We start from the raw sequence: 15897 nt of genomic DNA, 5'->3' as shown, positions 1-15897 counted from the left end.
CACGTCCGACGGGCAAGAGCCTCTGAACCGGGAACACATCACGTGTTCCTGGTGAATAGGCTCGGTTCCTGAACCCGGCTTTCCGATTTCACTTAGCGGGTGCCAGCGCAAGCCCTCCGCGCTCCCGGGGAGACACAAAGGAATCCGGCTGCCCGGAGCATCCCGGGACACCGGCACGCACCCCTGCCTTAAACAGCGGGCATACCCAAACCCGGGGAAGTACCAGCAAATACCTCTTCCAATTCCGCCATGCGCGTTTCCGGTAACGGTTGAACTTCCTCCATGGAATAGGCCATGCCGCAGGAACGGTATTTTCCGCTGCCGTACTGGTGAAACGGCAGCAGGCTTCTGGTCCCGATTCCCAGCCGATCCAGCATACCGGCCATTTTACGCAGAGTTTCGGGCTGATCGTTCATGCCTGGGATAACCGGGATACGGACATGGATATTGGCCCCCGCTGTTTTTAGCTGTTGTAGATTCTGAAGAATCCGTTTATTATCCACGCCGGTCCAGTCCCGATGAATATCCGGGTCCGGGCTTTTAAAATCATAAAGGAACAAATCCGTAAAGGGAAGGATGCCGGATATATTTTCCCAGGGCACATGGCCGGTCGTCTCGACCGCGGTGGAGAAACCCTCCTGACGGCAGGCTTTCAGCAGGCCTTTTGCAAAGTCCGGCTGCAGTAACGGCTCTCCCCCGGAGAGCGTAACCCCGCCCCCGCTCCTTTCATAAAACATGCGGTCCCTTCGGATCACCTGCATGACCTCCTCTATGGTCATCTCCCTGCCTTTGATGAGCAGGGCGTCCGCCGGACAGGCTTCGGCTAATTTTAAGGCTGTCTCCCCGCCGCATTTTAGCCAATGGATCACCGGCTCCCGGCCGTCTGCCGTAATCTCGCCGTCCGCCGAGGCTTTTACACAGGAGAGGCACCGGATGCACCGAGACTGGGAATAAAAGAGCTGCGGCCCGCCGCTCTGGGATTCCGGGTTGGAACACCAACGGCAGCGCAGCGGACATCCTTTCAAAAAGATTACGGTGCGGATGCCGTCCCCATCGTGAATGCTGTATCTTTGTATATCGAACACATTTCCTCTGCTCTCTTCCATCGCTCCTCCTAACATCCTCCATGCACGGTTCTGCTGATGATTTCATCCTGGATGTCTTTATCCAGCTCCACAAAGAACGCGCTGTATCCCGCTACCCGTAACACCAGGCTTCTGTGCCGGTCCGGATGCGCCTGGGCGTCCAGCAGTTTTTCCCTGGTCAGGATATTAAATTGAATATGCATCCCTCCCAGATCGAAATAGGTACGGATCAAATCGACCAGTTTCTGACGGTCTTCCTCCGTTTTCAATACGGACGGGAGAAATTTCATATTATAATTCACTCCGTTTAACGCCTGGGTATGCAGAACTTTTGCCACCGACCTGGCCGCGGCGGTAGGGCCGTGGGTATCCATGCCGTGTTTGGGTGAGATACCTCCGTCTCCCAGGGGAGTCCCCGACAGCCTGCCGCTTGGCAGCGCGCACACCTGCCGTCCCAGCGGCGTGTTAGAGGAAAGGCAGAACAGGCCAGCCCGGAACCGTCCGCCCCGCACCGTTGTTCTGCAGTTCACGCTGTCGCAATACAGCCTGCCCACATAGGCGGTCATGTCATCCGCCTCATCGATGTCGTTTCCATACTTCGGCGCACGGTTTAGCAGAATCTGCCGCAAAACCTCCTGATCCCGGAAATCATTCTGAAGCGCCTCCGCCAGTGTGCGGCGGTCAATCCGCTTCTCCTCATAGACCAGCTTCTTTATGGCGGCGAGGGAATCTCCCACATCGGCGATGCCCACGCCCTGCACGCCGATATAATTATACTTCGCCCCGCCTCTCGTACAGTCCCTTCCATTTTCCAGACAGCCGTCCAGCAGCAGGGAGCTGAAAATGTGAGGGCCATAGTCACCGATTAACTTCTCCGTGCAGTTCAGGGAACACACCAGCATGGATACAAAATAATCCAGCTGTGTCCGGAAAGCGTTCAACAGCTCATCAAAGCTTGCAAAATCCACAAGACTGCCGGTTTTCGGGCCCATCTGCACTCCTGACATCTGGCAGACCCCGTCGAACAGCGCCAGTTCAAAGCATTTGGCAATGTTAAAAAATCCCGCATTGGTGCTGCCCATGGTATTCCCGTAACCGGTGGGCTCCACACATCCAACGATCGCATAATCCAGAGCCTCTTCATGGGTAAGGCCGTCTTTTTCCAGGGCTTCGATAATCAGGTCGTCATTGAAAAACGGCATCTTCCCGCCTTCCTTTTTCACCAGAATTTCAATCACCCTTTTCACATATGCGTCCGGATTCTTGGAAGACAGGCGGATACTGGTATTTGGCTCCGAATTAAATACCGACTCTTCCGCGTCCAGACACACATAGGTAAAATCGCAGACCGCATTCTCTCCATTTTCATCCAGTCCGCCCACCACCACGTTGCAGGCGGTAGAGAACCCTCCGTTATTGCGCACGCTGGAATACGTCCCGGCCTTGATCACATCGCTGTGTTTTACCCAGAGGGCCTCCAGGATCTCCCTGGCTTCCTCCCGCGTCAGGGTCCCCTCCTGTATCTCCCGCTCATAGTAAGGCCGAAAAAGCTGGTCGATCCGGCCGCCCGAGATCGACGAGCCATTCTGATGGCAATAATCAATCAGCATCACGAACCAATAAGACTGTACCGCTTCGTGATAATTCCTGGCCGGATAATACGGAACCTGGCTGCAGACTCCCGCGATCAGTTCCAGTTCCCTTCTCCTCCTGTCATCCTTCTCCTGTTCCGCCATCTTCGATGCCAAAGCGGCAAAGCGAAGCTGAAAGCTCTTAACCCCTTCGATGCAGATCAGGGCCGCCTGATAAAACTGCATTTTTTCCGCATACTCCGGATCACAGTAATCCATCTGCTCCATATACTGCCGGATCTGCGTTTCCACCCGGCAGAACCCGAAGCGCACGATCATTCGTACATCCGGCAGATAATGGCCGTGTCCGCTGCGGGTACGGCTTAAGGGATTAAATACCCGGTATGGGGAATCCAGCACCTCCAGAATCCTGGGGTCAAAATAATACTTGGAACGCTCCCCCGTATTGATGGTTTTCCAATAAGGGAAAATCTCATTCAGCAGATACTCTTTATCTTCCTCCGTAATCTGAAGGGTATCCACCTTTCGCACCGGCATCAGATCCAGTTCCCTTCTGTCGAACATGCCAAATTCCGGAAATACAGGGGCGCACCTGGGCTTCGATGCATGATTTCCTACGATCAGCTCCTCCTGATCGATAAATATAGTCATCTGCTCCAGCAGGTACTTAAGCGCCTTTGCCCGCCGCAGAATATAAGGCTCTCCTTCTGTCCGCCGGTAGCTTTCCGTAACCAGCCTGGCCCGCTCCACGCAGATGGCAGGCTTCACTCCCCGCATTCTTCCATTTAAGAACTCCGTCCGCTCCGCCCGCGTCAGTCCTTTGGGCAGCCATTTTTTATCCATAAAAATTCCCCTTTCTACTATGAAACCAGACAGATCCCGATAAAACCAGATAGATCCTTTTTTTCTTCTATCCCGATCATAGCATCCGCCGGCTGCCCCCGCAATGCCGGCTCTCCTTGTATTTCCGTCAAATAAAAAGAAACCGAAAGTTATCCTCAGATTTCTTTCGGTTTCAGGAAATAATCACCGGTACCAATTCCCCCATACGGCCGCAGTACGCCCGATCTGCCGCCCCATCCGTAATAATCATATCCACCCCGGAAAGCGCGCACACCTCCGACAGATACCGCTTCCCAAGCTTCCCGCCGTCCGCCAGCAGAACCGTCCTCTTGGCGCACTTACGCATGGCCTTTTTCATCATCATCTGGGGATAGCCGATCACCGTAACCCCCGCATCCACATCCACCCCGTTTGCCCCCATAAACAGGATATCCGCGTGATAATCCAAAACTTCCCGCTCCCCGGTCTCACCGGCAGTAGCCGCCAGATTCCCGAACACCTCCCCGCCGATCATGAACAGCCTCACATGATCCAGATTCATCAATTCCCCAGCCGCGATCACAGAATTCGTAACCACCGTTAACGGAACCCCTTCTTCCTTCATCAGCTGTACCAGATACAGGCAGGTAGACGAATCGTCGATCAGAACCGTATCATGGGCCCGCAGCTCCCGGTAAGCCCTTCTCGCTATCGCGATCTTAGCCGCGGCGTTTCTGTACACCGTCTCCCTTGTATCCTTCCGGTAAATACTATCCCCGGCCTTAACCGCTCCCCCATGTACTCTCCTGACCAGCCCTTCCCCTTCCAGCATAGTCAGGTCCTGCCGGACCGTCACTTCCGACACATGCAGGCTCCTGGCCAGATTCGAGATTCTCACGCACTGTTTCTCATCCAATTCCCTTAAAATATAAACCAGCCGCTCCTGCCGGAAATTCCTCTCCGCAGTCACCGTTCATTCCCCCTCTCCTTATACCGGGCGATCTGAATCGCATCCTCAACCTCCAGATCCCTTTCCCCTGCCAGCGACTCCAGGTGATGTCTGAACTCGTGCAGCACCGTCTTACGCACCCTCTTACGAAGCGCCTCCTCCGTCATATATCCGTACACCTGCATAAAAGATCCATAATAAATCGTAATAAATCTTCCCAGATACTTGTCCCTATGATACTCCCCCAAAATGCACAATTCCTCATTCCTGCTCTGCGGATGCAGCTTACGCTCCTCCTTCAGCACAATACCCCCGTTCAACTCCTCAAAAAATTCTTTCGGCATCTCGCCGGCTATCTCATTCAGCATCTCCGAAAACCGATCTATCTCCAAGCAGAATTCCTCACTTTACACTAATCCAACCTCGGGTTACTATTTTCGTACAGTATAACACATAATGGAGGTGGAAAACCACCCGGCGCAGTCAGTCTGAACTGCGCTTCCTTTCCTTTGACAAATTACAGCATATCCAGTTTATAACGAAATATCAACACAAAAAGTTTAATTTTATCAGTTATAACTGATAAAATTCAAAACCCATGATTTATCAATTCCCAAGCAGAATCTTTTGAGCTTCTTGCAACACTGGCAGTGCGTTCGGGATTATGGTTCTTTTTATCTTTACCGGTGAGGACCTTATAAATAATGATGTTGCCGGCCTCGTATTTACCTTCGATACCTGCATTTTGATACAACGCCGAATCATCCGGCATAAGCTCAATAGAGACTACCCCCTCATAATATGGGGCGTCAACTGTGAAATAATTTCGGACAACATCCTCTGTTTGTGCAAGTTCTTCGGCACTAAGGCTCCGGCTATAATTTGCCTCTGCGGCTACTCGGGAAGAATCATCTGTACCGGAATAAACTACATGCTTTGCAAGTGATTCGTAAAGATCATCCGAAAGAACGCTATACCGTCCTTTTGCGCCTGTTTGCAGCACCGCGGTGCCATCGGGCAGACGATAGGCATAATAGTCATGCACCTCATCCGTTTCGGGGAAGCTCCGGCGGATAAGAAAGTATTCCTTCAGCGAGGCAACGTCTACGCCCTCCCATGTCTCCGATTTTACTAAGGCATTCATCAAGATGTCTCTCGCAAGTTTGGAATTTGCCGCCGTACTCCAGGAAAGCGCACTATTTTTATCAAGCATTGCAATGGAGTATTCGACGCTGGAAGCGTCCTGTCTCTCAAGTTCAAAGACAATCCACTTTCCATCTATATTCACTTGGACAAAACCATTCCCAACCGTATATTCACTGCCAACACATCCAAAGTTTGATTGCTCGTGTTCCGTCGGTTTTTTGTTTGGAGAAACATTGGTTTTAATGGTGCCGTCAACTTGATTCGCCGCTCCCATCGGGCCTTCCCTGCCTGTGTCCAGATACAAGTCTCCATGAATCATTACCATAGGGCGCAAAGCGACAATCTCACTCGCTTCACTTGGCTTTAGCTGAATACTGCCGGCAGTCGCCCTTGTGGGGTAAGTTTCTTCTACCTCGCCAATAAACAATACGACATAATCTCCAACTGAGAAATCATCCAAAGAGAGCTGCGTCGGCTTACTGTTTGTGGCAAGGGTAATCAAGGCATCTTTTTCCCATGTTATGATACACCTGTCACCGATCACGCTATTTTCATCTATACCTTCGACCGTCATGCTTTGATTATCTTTGTCTATTTCAAGAATGACAGCATTTACCCCCGCAAAGCCCGGTCTTTCCTCTTTCGGATTCGCCGTCAAGCCCACTCCGACCGATACGGCCGCAATTGCCGACAAAACAACTACCCAAAAGGCCGGCTTTTTATAGTTCAGCACATTTTTGATTCTGCCCCTTGTATCCCCCTCACCAAAGGCAAGAGGGGTGCCTCCTACGATTTTTCTGCCTGTAGCAAGACTCAAAAGCGAGGTGGAATAGTCTTTTTTTACACCATTGCCCAGCTTTTTCACTACCGCTTCATCACAGGACATCTCCATGTCTTTGCCGCTTGCATAAAAGGCAATCCACACAAGCGGATTAAACCAGTGCAGAAGAAGAACAAAGAATCCTGCCAGTTTCACGATATGGTCAAGCCGCCTGATATGGGTCTGCTCATGGAGCAGGATATAGTCACGCTGGGTATCGCCAAGATACGACGGCAAATAAATTTTAGGACGAAAAGCACCTAATACAAAGGCAGTGTCAATTTGATCCGAAAGATAAATATTGTCTCTGTCATGAACAGCGTTTTTCAGTTTCTTTGTTAGCTGTAAGAGCATAGCCAAGCTGTAAATGAGCAAAACTGCAATACCGGCGAGCCACAAAACCCGGCCTGCAAATATCCAAATCTGCACAGGATTAACGCTAGCTGCCGGCGTGGCGGCGGGCAAATTGGAGTTGACGGCGTTATTAAGCGCCGGCAATCCCGTGTTAATCTGGGGTACAGCCATCATTCCAATATCGCTGGGGATTGGGTTCGTATTGGCCGGCAACAGGCTCAATACACTTTCAAAAGAAAAAGGACAAACCAGTCGAAACAGCACCACCGACCAGAGAGCATAGGATAAGACCTTGGGCGATTTTTTCAGCAATATCCGCGCAAGCAGTACAAAGATAATGACAAAGCTTGCCGTAAAGCTCATATTGAGAATTTGTAAGAATAAGGCGTCAAGCATGGCTACCCCTCCTTGTGATTGTCAATAAGCCTCTGAATATCGGCAATCTCTTTTGCCGTCAGCTTTTTTCTGCGAGTAAATGCCGCTAAAAACTGTGGCAGAGAACCGTTAAAGGCATCCTTTAAAAACTGTTCACCCTGCGCGGCGCCAAACTCCGCCTTACTCATCAGCGCCGTAACCGTACCGCTGTTGTTTGCAAAAATCCCCCGGTCGCAAAGCCGTTTCAGCATAGTATAAGTCGTGGTACGCTTCCACGAAAACTCCGCCTCGCACAGCTCTGTGAGTGCACGGGAGCTAACCGGCTCGTTGGCCCAAATCATGTCGGCAAATTTCTGCTCCATTTCCCCCAGTTTATATTGTTCCATAGGATCATCCTCCTGTCGTATACCATTAGACTATAATTAGTCTAACACAAATAGACACTACTGTCCATATGTGGGTGCAGCCGCGGAAGACAAAGTGCGGGCGCAGCCGCCGGGGGGAGGGGGATGGTAAGAATGGGAATCGGAACTGCTTGGGGCTTGCTTGGGAACGGGACAGACGGCGGGAGTGCTTCGCAGAGTCTGGGCGATTCTTCCCTGGGTTTGGGTTGGCCGGCCGATTCAGATGGAGGGACCGTGGGTGGTTTCCGGGGAGGCTCCCGGCTTTGGGACTCTTTTGTGTCTCCTCGGGAGCGCATAGGGCGGCTGAGCACCCGCTTAGGGAAATCGGAAAGCCGAGTTCAGGATGACCGGCGGACTTCACGTCCGACGGGCAAGAGCCTCTGAACCGGGAACACCTCATGTGTTCCTGGTGAATAGGCTCGGTTCCTGAACCCGGCTTTCCGATTTCCCTTAGCGGGTGCCAGCGCAAGCCCTCCGCGCTCCCGGGGAGACACAAAAGAGCCCCAAAGCCGGGAGCCTCCCCGGAAACCGCCCACGGTCCCTCCGTCTGAAGCGGCCGGCCAACCCAAACTCAGGAAGAAGAACCGCCCAGACTCTGCGAAGCACTCCCGCCGTCTGCCCCGTTCCCAAGCAAGCCCCAAGCGGTTCCGATTCCCATTCTTATCATCCCCATCCCCCCGGCCGCCCTCGCGCCTGACCGCTCCGGCCCTTTAAAAAAATCGCCCTCTCCTCCCCCCTTGTATATTTCGGAAAAACAGGTTAAAATGAAGAAAATCCGGTATACTCTTAGATAAAAGTCCGGATTTTGTACTTTAAATTGAAAAGGGGGATTTCGATATGCAATCTGTATTGTGGGCTGCCGGCGGTACCGGGTTTACTTTTCTTATGACCAGTCTGGGCGCAGCTATGGTTTTCTTTTTTCGCAAAAAGTCGAATGTAAATATACAGCGCGTGTTTTTGGGGTTCGCTGCGGGCGTTATGATCGCCGCGTCGGTTTGGTCTTTATTGATTCCGGCTATTGAGGAGGCCGAGGCCTCCGGTATGATCGGTTGGATGCCGGCTGCGGGGGGATTCATTCTGGGGATCGCGTTCCTGATGCTGATGGATAATGTGCTGCCGCATCTGCATCCGGATTCGTCGTCTCCGGAGGGACCTTCCTCCACCTGGAAACGGACAACCCTGCTGGTCCTGGCGGTGACTCTGCATAATATTCCTGAGGGAATGGCGGTTGGCCTTTCTTTTGCACTGGCCGCACAGCACGGCAATGATCCCGCGATGTACGCGGCCGCTATGGCTCTGGCCATCGGCATCGGCATCCAGAACTTTCCGGAGGGCGCGGCGATCTCGCTGCCGCTTCGGCAGGAGGGCGTCTCCACGGGAAGAGCATTCGTATATGGCAGCTTGTCCGGTTTTGTGGAACCCGTGTTCGGTATCCTGACGGTACTGATCGCCGGCGGTATCCAGCCGCTGATGCCCTGGCTTCTGTCCTTCGCCGCCGGAGCCATGCTGTATGTGGTGGTGGAGGAACTGATTCCGGAAGCGCATCTGGGCGAACATTCCCATGTGGGTACCCTGGGCGTCATGGCCGGATTTCTGATTATGATGATTCTTGACGTGGCTTTGGGCTGAATGTAAGGGGCTGTTTTTCACAGCCCCTTTGCTTTGCTCTTTGTCATCAGGCGCCGGCCGATAGACTTCCCTCCGACAGATAGTAGATCTCATCGCTTAATTCTCTTAGAAAACCTTCGTTCCGGTCGCTTATTATAATCAGCGCGTCACGCTCTCTGGCTCTGCGGATCAGATCCATCAGCATATCCACACCTCCCGGATCCAGCTCGGAAGTAGCTCCGTCTAACAGCAGGATATCCGGCTGTTCCATAAATGCGGCGGCGATACCTAACCGCTGGGCCATCTGGGGGGTATACGCCCCATACCGCCTCCGTTCATTGCTTCCCAGTTTTACAAAATCCATCATCTTTCGGATGTGGGTGTTGGATATCTCCCGCCTGACAGCCGCCAGCAGCTGCAGATTTTGGAATCCGGTATATTCTTTTAAGAAGACAGGCCTGCCGATCATGATTCCTACGCTGTCCGGCTGCATAATATCGGTTCCCAGCAGCTTTTGATTAATCTGGATGCTGCCGGAAGTGGGCCGCACCAGGCCGCACAGCATGCTTAGAAATACGGTTTTTCCGGAACCGCTGTCCCCCTGTATTCCATATACTCTGCCGCCTTCAAAGTAGGCGTCTGTCTGGTCTATCACCTTCTGATTATGCAGCACTTTCGTCAGCTGCTCCGTCTCGATTTCCGTATGTTTAATTTTCATCCGCCCTGCTCCCTTCCTCCAGCACATCCAGGTGCTCTCCGCGATATACGCAGACCGGCAGTGTCACCGCAAAGAGAAGCAGGACCTCCCCCAGCAGTATGCCCTGGAAAACAAGCGCCGTACCATCCCCTGTTCCCGACGATGCCAGGTGGGAAAACAGCCCAGCGTTGGCCAGGCGGTACAGCAGACAGAACAGCCCCGGAATTCCTATGGCCGCCGCCATATGTTTGCAGAACATGGAGATCATCAGTCCAAAACCGGCCATCAAACCGCTCAGAATCCATTCTCCGATAAAATATAACAACACGCTCAGAACCGGATTATGTACAAATCCCGGAAGCTCCAGATCCAAATAGCGCCATCGGATCCCGTATTCAGCAGTCATCTGTAACGTTAACGGCACGGTGGCCGCAAACCCACTGGTTAAAAATATGACCGCATACTTGGCCAGTACGTAATTCTTTCTGCCCGTGCGCGTGATGATCTGCTTCCAATATCCGTGTCTGGTCTCCGCAAGATAGGACCAGCCGTAGGGACACATGACCAGCAGCGAACTGATTGCGCGTGTCATCGAAAGCCCTGTACTCCTTACCGAAAGATCTGATGCCCCGCTGCCCGCTACGGCCCCGTTCCCGAGGCTCCAGAGCAGATAAGCGCACTGTATGGCGCCAACCGCCAGTACAGCGCCAAAGGTTATCCACAGATATCTGTTTCTTACCGCTTTTAGAAGCTCTATCCGCATTAATTTTCCCAACCGGCTCCCCCCTTTTCAGGTTACGAACATGATTAAGAATAGTATAACAGAAACCTGTGTCTATTTTGTTTCCGATTTGTTATTATATTTTAGACGATTTCTTATAATTTCCTCTTTTCCTCTCCGGTATGATTTCTTTCACGCCTTTTCTTTCGTTTATTTACATATTGTAAATTGTCCGGCATCTGCTACAATAAATTCATGGACTCCAAATAACATGGAGAAAAGGAAGTGATTGAATTGGAACAGCTTTCCCTCTTTGATGACCGTCCAAAGTCCACCCCTCTGGCCAGCCGTCTGCGGCCGGAATCCCTGAAGGAATTCGTCGGTCAGCAGCACCTGCTGGGCAAGGGCCGGATTCTGCGTCAGCTGATCGAGCAGGATAATATTTCATCTATGATATTCTGGGGGCCTCCCGGTGTCGGGAAAACCACTTTGGCCAGAATCATCGCCGGTACCACCAGAAGTAATTTTGTGGATTTCAGCGCCGTCACCAGCGGAATTAAGGAGATCAAAACCGTGATGGCCCAGGCGGAAGCGAACCGGATGTCCGGGGAGCGTACGCTGCTTTTCGTAGACGAAATTCACCGCTTTAACAAGGCCCAGCAGGACGCCTTTCTCCCCTATGTGGAGAAGGGAAGCATCATTCTGATCGGAGCTACGACGGAGAACCCGTCTTTTGAGATCAACTCCGCTCTTCTGTCCCGCTGCAAGGTTTTCGTACTGCACGCGCTCTCCTCCGACGATCTGTATCTGCTGCTGCAGCACGCCCTGGAATCCGAGCGGGGGCTTGGCAGCCAGAAGATCCGCATCAGTGAAGACCTGCTGCGGATGATCGCCGGATTCGCCAACGGGGACGCCCGCACCGCCTTGAACACCCTGGAAATGGCCGTGATCAACGGGGATATTCAGGGTACGGAAACCGTGGTCACCCCGGAAATCCTGGAACAGTGCATCAGCCGTAAGTCGCTGCTCTATGATAAAAATGGAGAGGAACATTATAACCTGATCTCCGCCCTGCACAAATCCATGCGCAATTCCGACGTTCAGGCCGCGGTCTACTGGCTGGCCCGTATGCTGGAGGCTGGGGAGGACCCGCTCTACGTGGCGCGCCGTCTGATCCGTTTCGCCAGCGAGGATATCGGAATCGCGGACAGCCGCGCGTTAGAGATCGCCGTGGCTGCCTACCAGGCCTGCCACTTTAACGGGATGCCCGAGTGCAACGTGAATCTGACCCACGCAGTCACCTATCTGACGCTGGCTCCCAAATCCAACGCGCTGTATGTGGCCTACGAGGAAGCCAAAACGGACGCGCTGCAGATGCTGGCGGAGCCGGTACCCCTGCAGATCCGCAATGCCCCCACGAAGCTGATGCACGATCTGGATTATGGCAAGGGTTACCAGTACGCCCACGACACCGCTGAAAAACTGACCTCCATGCAGTGTCTGCCGGATTCCCTCTCAGGGCGGAACTATTACCGTCCTACCGGCCAGGGAATGGAGGCTGAGGCAAAAGAGAAAATGGAACGCATCGAGGAACTGAGGAAGCGGCTGTGACGCTGCGGACCAGGCGGCATACTTATCCTTTTACGGAGCCGATCATCATACCGGTCGCGAAATATTTCTGCATAAATGGATAAATACACATAATGGGAAGCACGGCAACCACCATAGTCGCCAGCTGCAGCGTTGTGGAGCTGACGCCGCTTACATTAGCCAGATCCGCCACCCCGGAGCTTGCGGCCATATTTTCCATGGTCTCCTGGGCCTTTATCATTTTCACGAACAGATAAGAGAGTGTGTTCAGACTCTCATTTTTGACATAGAGCATGTTATCGTACCACGCGTTCCAGTTGAATACCGCGGTAAACAGCCCTACTGCCGCCAGCACCGGTTTGGACAGCGGCAGCACGATGCGCGTATAGATGGTAAATTCCCTGGCGCCGTCTATACGCGCCGACTCAAACAGGCTCTCCGGCAGTCCTTTGAAAAAAGAAATAAATATCTGGGCATAAAACGCATTGAACACTCCCGGAAGGATGTACACCAAAAAGTTGTTGATGAGCCCATAGCTGCGGATAGCAAGGAAAACGGGAATGATGCCTCCATTGAAGAACATGGCGATCAGCAGCAGTATCATATAGAATTTACGAAGTTTCAGATAGGATTTGCTGGCCGCATACGCGAACATAGAGGTGACCAGCAGACTTAAGGCGGTGGACAGCGCCGTACGGGCCACCGAGACGCCAAAGGCCCGCCAGATAGACAAATTCTTGAATACCTGGGTGTAATTCGCCAGTGTGAATTTACGCGGCCAAAAGTAAACGCCTCCCATCATCGCGTCTTTTCCGTCGTTGAAGGATAGAACGACCGCGTTCCAGAACGGAAACAGCATCACAAAGGTAAGCAACGCAAGTATCAGGTATATCATCACATCCGGCAAACCAAATTTTTGCCAGCTCTTTCGATTATTCATATAGGCTCCCCCCTTAAAAATAGCTCTCGCCCGTGGTCAGCTTACTGATCGCGTTGGATGTCACCAGCAGGATAGACGCTACGATAGATTGGAGCAGGCCGATTGCCGTCGCGTAAGAAAACCGCCCCATAGAAACTCCCATTTTCAGCACATATGTGTCCAGGATCTCTGAGCGCGGCTGGTTTAAGGAATTCATCAGGTTGTAACTGATGTCAAAGTTGGAACCGCCCCGCAGCAGATTCCCTACGTTGATAATCAGCAATATCATCACCGTCGGCAAAATCGCAGGCATGGTGACATGCAGAATCCGCTTGAACCGGCCCGCTCCGTCTATTACCGCCGCCTCCGTAACTTCCTGGTCCACGTTAGCCATGGCCGCCAGGTAAATGATGGACGAATATCCCAGGTTTTTCCAGACGTCCAGCGTTATGGATATTCCCCAGAACGCTTCCGGCTTCCCCAGAAAAAAATAGGGGTCTTTTAAAATTCCGGCCGATACCAGCAATCCATTGATAAAGCCATTGGGCGACAGCCAGGTCGTGGCCATAAGCGCGACTACGGACCAGGCCAGGAAATATGGAAAGTAACTGATGGTCTGAACCGTTTTCTTGAACTTGGTATGTACCACCTCATTCAGCAGAAGGGCAAAAATAACCGGCAGGGGAATGGTGAAAAAGGCTTTGATAAAGGAGAGGCCCACCGTATTCCAGAGCACGGGAAGCACATTGGGGTCCGTAAAAAACATTTTAAAATGTTTCAATCCCACCCAGGCGCTTCCCCAGATACCGGAATTTAGTTTATAATCCTTGAATGCGATCTGCAGGCCAAACAGAGGGATAATCGCGAACAGAGCCAGCGCCAGCAGCGCGGGCACCACCATCAGCTGTAATTCCCATTGACGTCTCAGTTGATGCCAGAAGCTTTGTTTTTTAGCTTTCGGCAGGTTCTGCTTTTCTGCGGTCCGGCCTTCCTTCCCATTTTGATGTTTCATGTACGCTAACCTCCTACTTTCGTTCCCGGTCCGGTATTTTCGGGCCGGGAACGTTTTAAGTTATGATTATTGTCCGATACCAAGCGATACCCAGTGATCATAGTTCGCCTGGAAATATTCGCAAAGGGTGTCCACGCCGGAGTGCTTCATATCACTGATAAACTTATCATAGGCGGTCTCGAAATCCGCTTCTGTTTCCGCCACGCATACCGCGGCCGTCCCCGATGCCCAGGTGCTGTAGATCTGCTCCCGAAGCGCCAGCTCATCCGTGTTCGTCAACGCGTAGGTCAAATCAGAGAGCATTTCATTCTGCTGATGGGGAGTCATCACCTCAAAATCCTTCAGCATTCCCGGGTAAGCGCTGTAGGTATTATGAGCTCCATACACAATCGCCCAGTTAGAAGTAAGCCACGCGAAATTGTAGTTATAAACTCCCAGCTCCCGCTGCAGCTTCTCCATACTTTCCGCTTCGGTTTTTATTTTCAGTTCCGTCTCCTTCGGACGGCCGTGCTCATCCGGTTCCCAGGTAAGTCCTTCCGTGCCATAACGCTGCAGGATCTGTCCCTCGTCTCCCATAAGAAAATCGATATATTGGATACACCGGTCGGGATGTTCCGTATCCTTTGTGATAAAGACGCCCTGATAACCGGTACTGTAATAATCGTCGTGGATCTTAAGCTGATCGGCGGAACGCCCGTCCGGCATAGGATATTCGATCGTCTCAAAGTTCAGCTCATTGACCTTGCCCGTCCCTTGGAGCAATGCCCAGTAATAGCCCCAATAACTGAGCATATCCTGATCCGCGTATGCCGCCTTTTTCTGGTCGTTTTTGAATGCCCACTGCTCCGGATTAATCAGGCCCTTCCGGTACCATTCGTTATAAGTTCGGAGCGCTTCTTTATAATAGGGCTGCATAAACGTCATTTCCACCTTGCCGTTGGAGTACTCGAAATGGTCATTGGTAGCCCCGTACATACGGGCCAGCAGATTCAGCATGGAATTATGGCTCCAGGGCGTGGTCGGCGCGTAATCATAGATAGGATTGTTGATTTCGGGATGTTTATCCTTCATCTGCACAACTGCATCCGTATACTTGTCAAGCGTGCTTACATCGGGCCTGCCGATCTCATCGTAATACTTTTTATTCATGGACACACTGATAGATCCCCGGCTGTTCAGTATCTGGTCACCATATCTGTTCTCATCCCCGAAGAAACTGACGGTACAATAAAATTTCCCGTCGGGTTCCGTATATATTTTATCCATATTCTTAGGCATAATCTCGCCCAAATGGGGCGCGTACTGTTCGATCAGATCGTTGTACGGCAGCACAAATCCCTGATCCACCAGCAGCGGACGTACCGGCCCGTTCGCCGGTGTTATGATAAAATCCGGAAGCTTTTCGCCGGAGGCCAGCATCGTGTTCAGCTCCATATTATCTGTCGTGGTGGCGTACTGGATATCCAGCGTGACGCCGGTCAGCTCCGTAATCTTTTTGGAGGTGGGATCATCGCCCCATTTCCAGTCCGTAGGCATCATCACGCTATTTACAAACGCAGTAAGGGTGACCGGCTCCTTGCTGTACTCCGACGTGTCGGCGGCTGCAGACTGCTGGCCGGCGTCGCCGGCAGTTTCCTGCTCACCGGCAGCGGCCTCCGGTAAGTCCTTTCTTGCCGGTACATCGGTGTCGCTGCTCCCCCCGCAGCCGGCCAGGCTAAACGCCAATAAAACCAGAGATAGTGTACAGGCAACAACTCTTTTCATTTTCTTTTTCATCCAATAATCCTCCTTTTCACACATAAA

General features: G+C 52.2%; 13 protein-coding genes. 2 read left to right on the top strand and 11 right to left on the bottom strand.

The window, feature by feature from the left end; all coding sequences use genetic code 11:
• Positions 1 to 188 precede the first annotated feature (188 nt).
• From KTH89_RS09895 to KTH89_RS09870, 6 genes are all read right to left on the bottom strand, one after another.
• Positions 189 to 1106, bottom strand: a complete 918-nt coding sequence (locus KTH89_RS09895; protein ID WP_238721455.1) for a glycyl-radical enzyme activating protein — start codon at positions 1104 to 1106, stop codon at positions 189 to 191.
• An 8-nt stretch (positions 1107 to 1114) separates the two neighbouring features.
• On the bottom strand, positions 1115 to 3520 hold the full coding sequence (locus tag KTH89_RS09890) for a glycyl radical protein (RefSeq protein ID WP_238721456.1): 2406 nt from the start codon (positions 3518 to 3520) through the stop codon (positions 1115 to 1117).
• 172 nt (positions 3521 to 3692) lie between these two features.
• Complete coding sequence (locus tag KTH89_RS09885) at positions 3693 to 4469, bottom strand: DeoR/GlpR family DNA-binding transcription regulator (RefSeq protein ID WP_238721457.1); 777 nt, start codon at positions 4467 to 4469, stop codon at positions 3693 to 3695.
• Positions 4466 to 4840, bottom strand: coding sequence for a metallopeptidase family protein (locus KTH89_RS09880; RefSeq protein WP_238721458.1), 375 nt, complete (start codon positions 4838 to 4840; stop codon positions 4466 to 4468). The genes KTH89_RS09885 and KTH89_RS09880 overlap by 4 nt, the downstream gene beginning before the upstream one ends.
• Positions 4841 to 5037: 197 nt before the next feature.
• Entirely contained in the window at positions 5038 to 7164 is a 2127-nt protein-coding gene (locus tag KTH89_RS09875; RefSeq protein WP_238721459.1) for a M56 family metallopeptidase, read from the bottom strand.
• 2 nt (positions 7165 to 7166) lie between these two features.
• Positions 7167 to 7529 (bottom strand): BlaI/MecI/CopY family transcriptional regulator, encoded by a 363-nt coding sequence (locus KTH89_RS09870; RefSeq protein WP_238721460.1) that lies wholly within the window; start codon positions 7527 to 7529, stop codon positions 7167 to 7169.
• A gap of 855 nt (positions 7530 to 8384) precedes the next feature.
• Here KTH89_RS09870 and KTH89_RS09865 point away from each other — a divergent pair.
• Positions 8385 to 9176 carry a ZIP family metal transporter gene (locus KTH89_RS09865; protein WP_158345427.1) on the top strand — a complete coding sequence of 264 codons (792 nt, stop codon included), beginning with the start codon at positions 8385 to 8387 and terminating at the stop codon, positions 9174 to 9176.
• Between the two features lie 46 nt (positions 9177 to 9222).
• Here KTH89_RS09865 and KTH89_RS09860 read toward each other — a convergent pair whose 3' ends face one another.
• Positions 9223 to 9873, bottom strand: coding sequence for an ATP-binding cassette domain-containing protein (locus KTH89_RS09860; protein WP_238721461.1), 651 nt, complete (start codon positions 9871 to 9873; stop codon positions 9223 to 9225).
• Positions 9863 to 10627 (bottom strand): hypothetical protein, encoded by a 765-nt coding sequence (locus tag KTH89_RS09855; protein WP_238721462.1) that lies wholly within the window; start codon positions 10625 to 10627, stop codon positions 9863 to 9865. The genes KTH89_RS09860 and KTH89_RS09855 overlap by 11 nt, the downstream gene beginning before the upstream one ends.
• A gap of 240 nt (positions 10628 to 10867) precedes the next feature.
• Between KTH89_RS09855 and KTH89_RS09850 the strand changes: the two genes are divergently transcribed.
• Positions 10868 to 12184 (top strand): replication-associated recombination protein A, encoded by a 1317-nt coding sequence (locus tag KTH89_RS09850; protein WP_238721485.1) that lies wholly within the window; start codon positions 10868 to 10870, stop codon positions 12182 to 12184.
• A 22-nt stretch (positions 12185 to 12206) separates the two neighbouring features.
• Here the strand turns inward: KTH89_RS09850 and KTH89_RS09845 are convergent, their stop codons facing one another.
• From KTH89_RS09845 to KTH89_RS09835, 3 genes are all read right to left on the bottom strand, one after another.
• Entirely contained in the window at positions 12207 to 13103 is an 897-nt protein-coding gene (locus KTH89_RS09845; protein WP_238721463.1) for a carbohydrate ABC transporter permease, read from the bottom strand.
• Positions 13104 to 13116: 13 nt separating this feature from the next.
• The gene (locus KTH89_RS09840; RefSeq protein ID WP_238721464.1) at positions 13117 to 14094 is read right to left on the bottom strand and encodes an ABC transporter permease; all 978 of its coding nucleotides are present in this window, start codon (positions 14092 to 14094) and stop codon (positions 13117 to 13119) included.
• 66 nt (positions 14095 to 14160) lie between these two features.
• Complete coding sequence (locus KTH89_RS09835) at positions 14161 to 15870, bottom strand: extracellular solute-binding protein (protein ID WP_238721465.1); 1710 nt, start codon at positions 15868 to 15870, stop codon at positions 14161 to 14163.
• Between the last annotated feature and the right edge of the window lie 27 nt (positions 15871 to 15897).

This window comes from Diplocloster agilis, assembly GCF_019042275.1.
Taxonomy (GTDB): domain Bacteria; phylum Bacillota; class Clostridia; order Lachnospirales; family Lachnospiraceae; genus Diplocloster; species Diplocloster agilis.
Note: the sequence above shows the minus strand (reverse complement) of the source record. Positions and strands in the feature narration are given on the sequence as shown.

What these genes read in the sequence shown, in the direction of transcription:
- KTH89_RS09895 (WP_238721455.1), bottom strand. Translation starts at nt 1,106, where the DNA reads ATGGAAGAGAGCAGAGGAAATGTGTTCGATATACAAAGATACAGCATT.
- KTH89_RS09890 (WP_238721456.1), bottom strand. Translation starts at nt 3,520, where the DNA reads ATGGATAAAAAATGGCTGCCCAAAGGACTGACGCGGGCGGAGCGGACG.
- KTH89_RS09875 (WP_238721459.1), bottom strand. Translation starts at nt 7,164, where the DNA reads ATGCTTGACGCCTTATTCTTACAAATTCTCAATATGAGCTTTACGGCA.
- KTH89_RS09870 (WP_238721460.1), bottom strand. Translation starts at nt 7,529, where the DNA reads ATGGAACAATATAAACTGGGGGAAATGGAGCAGAAATTTGCCGACATG.
- KTH89_RS09865 (WP_158345427.1), top strand. Translation starts at nt 8,385, where the DNA reads ATGCAATCTGTATTGTGGGCTGCCGGCGGTACCGGGTTTACTTTTCTT.
- KTH89_RS09860 (WP_238721461.1), bottom strand. Translation starts at nt 9,873, where the DNA reads ATGAAAATTAAACATACGGAAATCGAGACGGAGCAGCTGACGAAAGTG.
- KTH89_RS09845 (WP_238721463.1), bottom strand. Translation starts at nt 13,103, where the DNA reads ATGAATAATCGAAAGAGCTGGCAAAAATTTGGTTTGCCGGATGTGATG.
- KTH89_RS09840 (WP_238721464.1), bottom strand. Translation starts at nt 14,094, where the DNA reads ATGAAACATCAAAATGGGAAGGAAGGCCGGACCGCAGAAAAGCAGAAC.
- KTH89_RS09835 (WP_238721465.1), bottom strand. Translation starts at nt 15,870, where the DNA reads ATGAAAAAGAAAATGAAAAGAGTTGTTGCCTGTACACTATCTCTGGTT.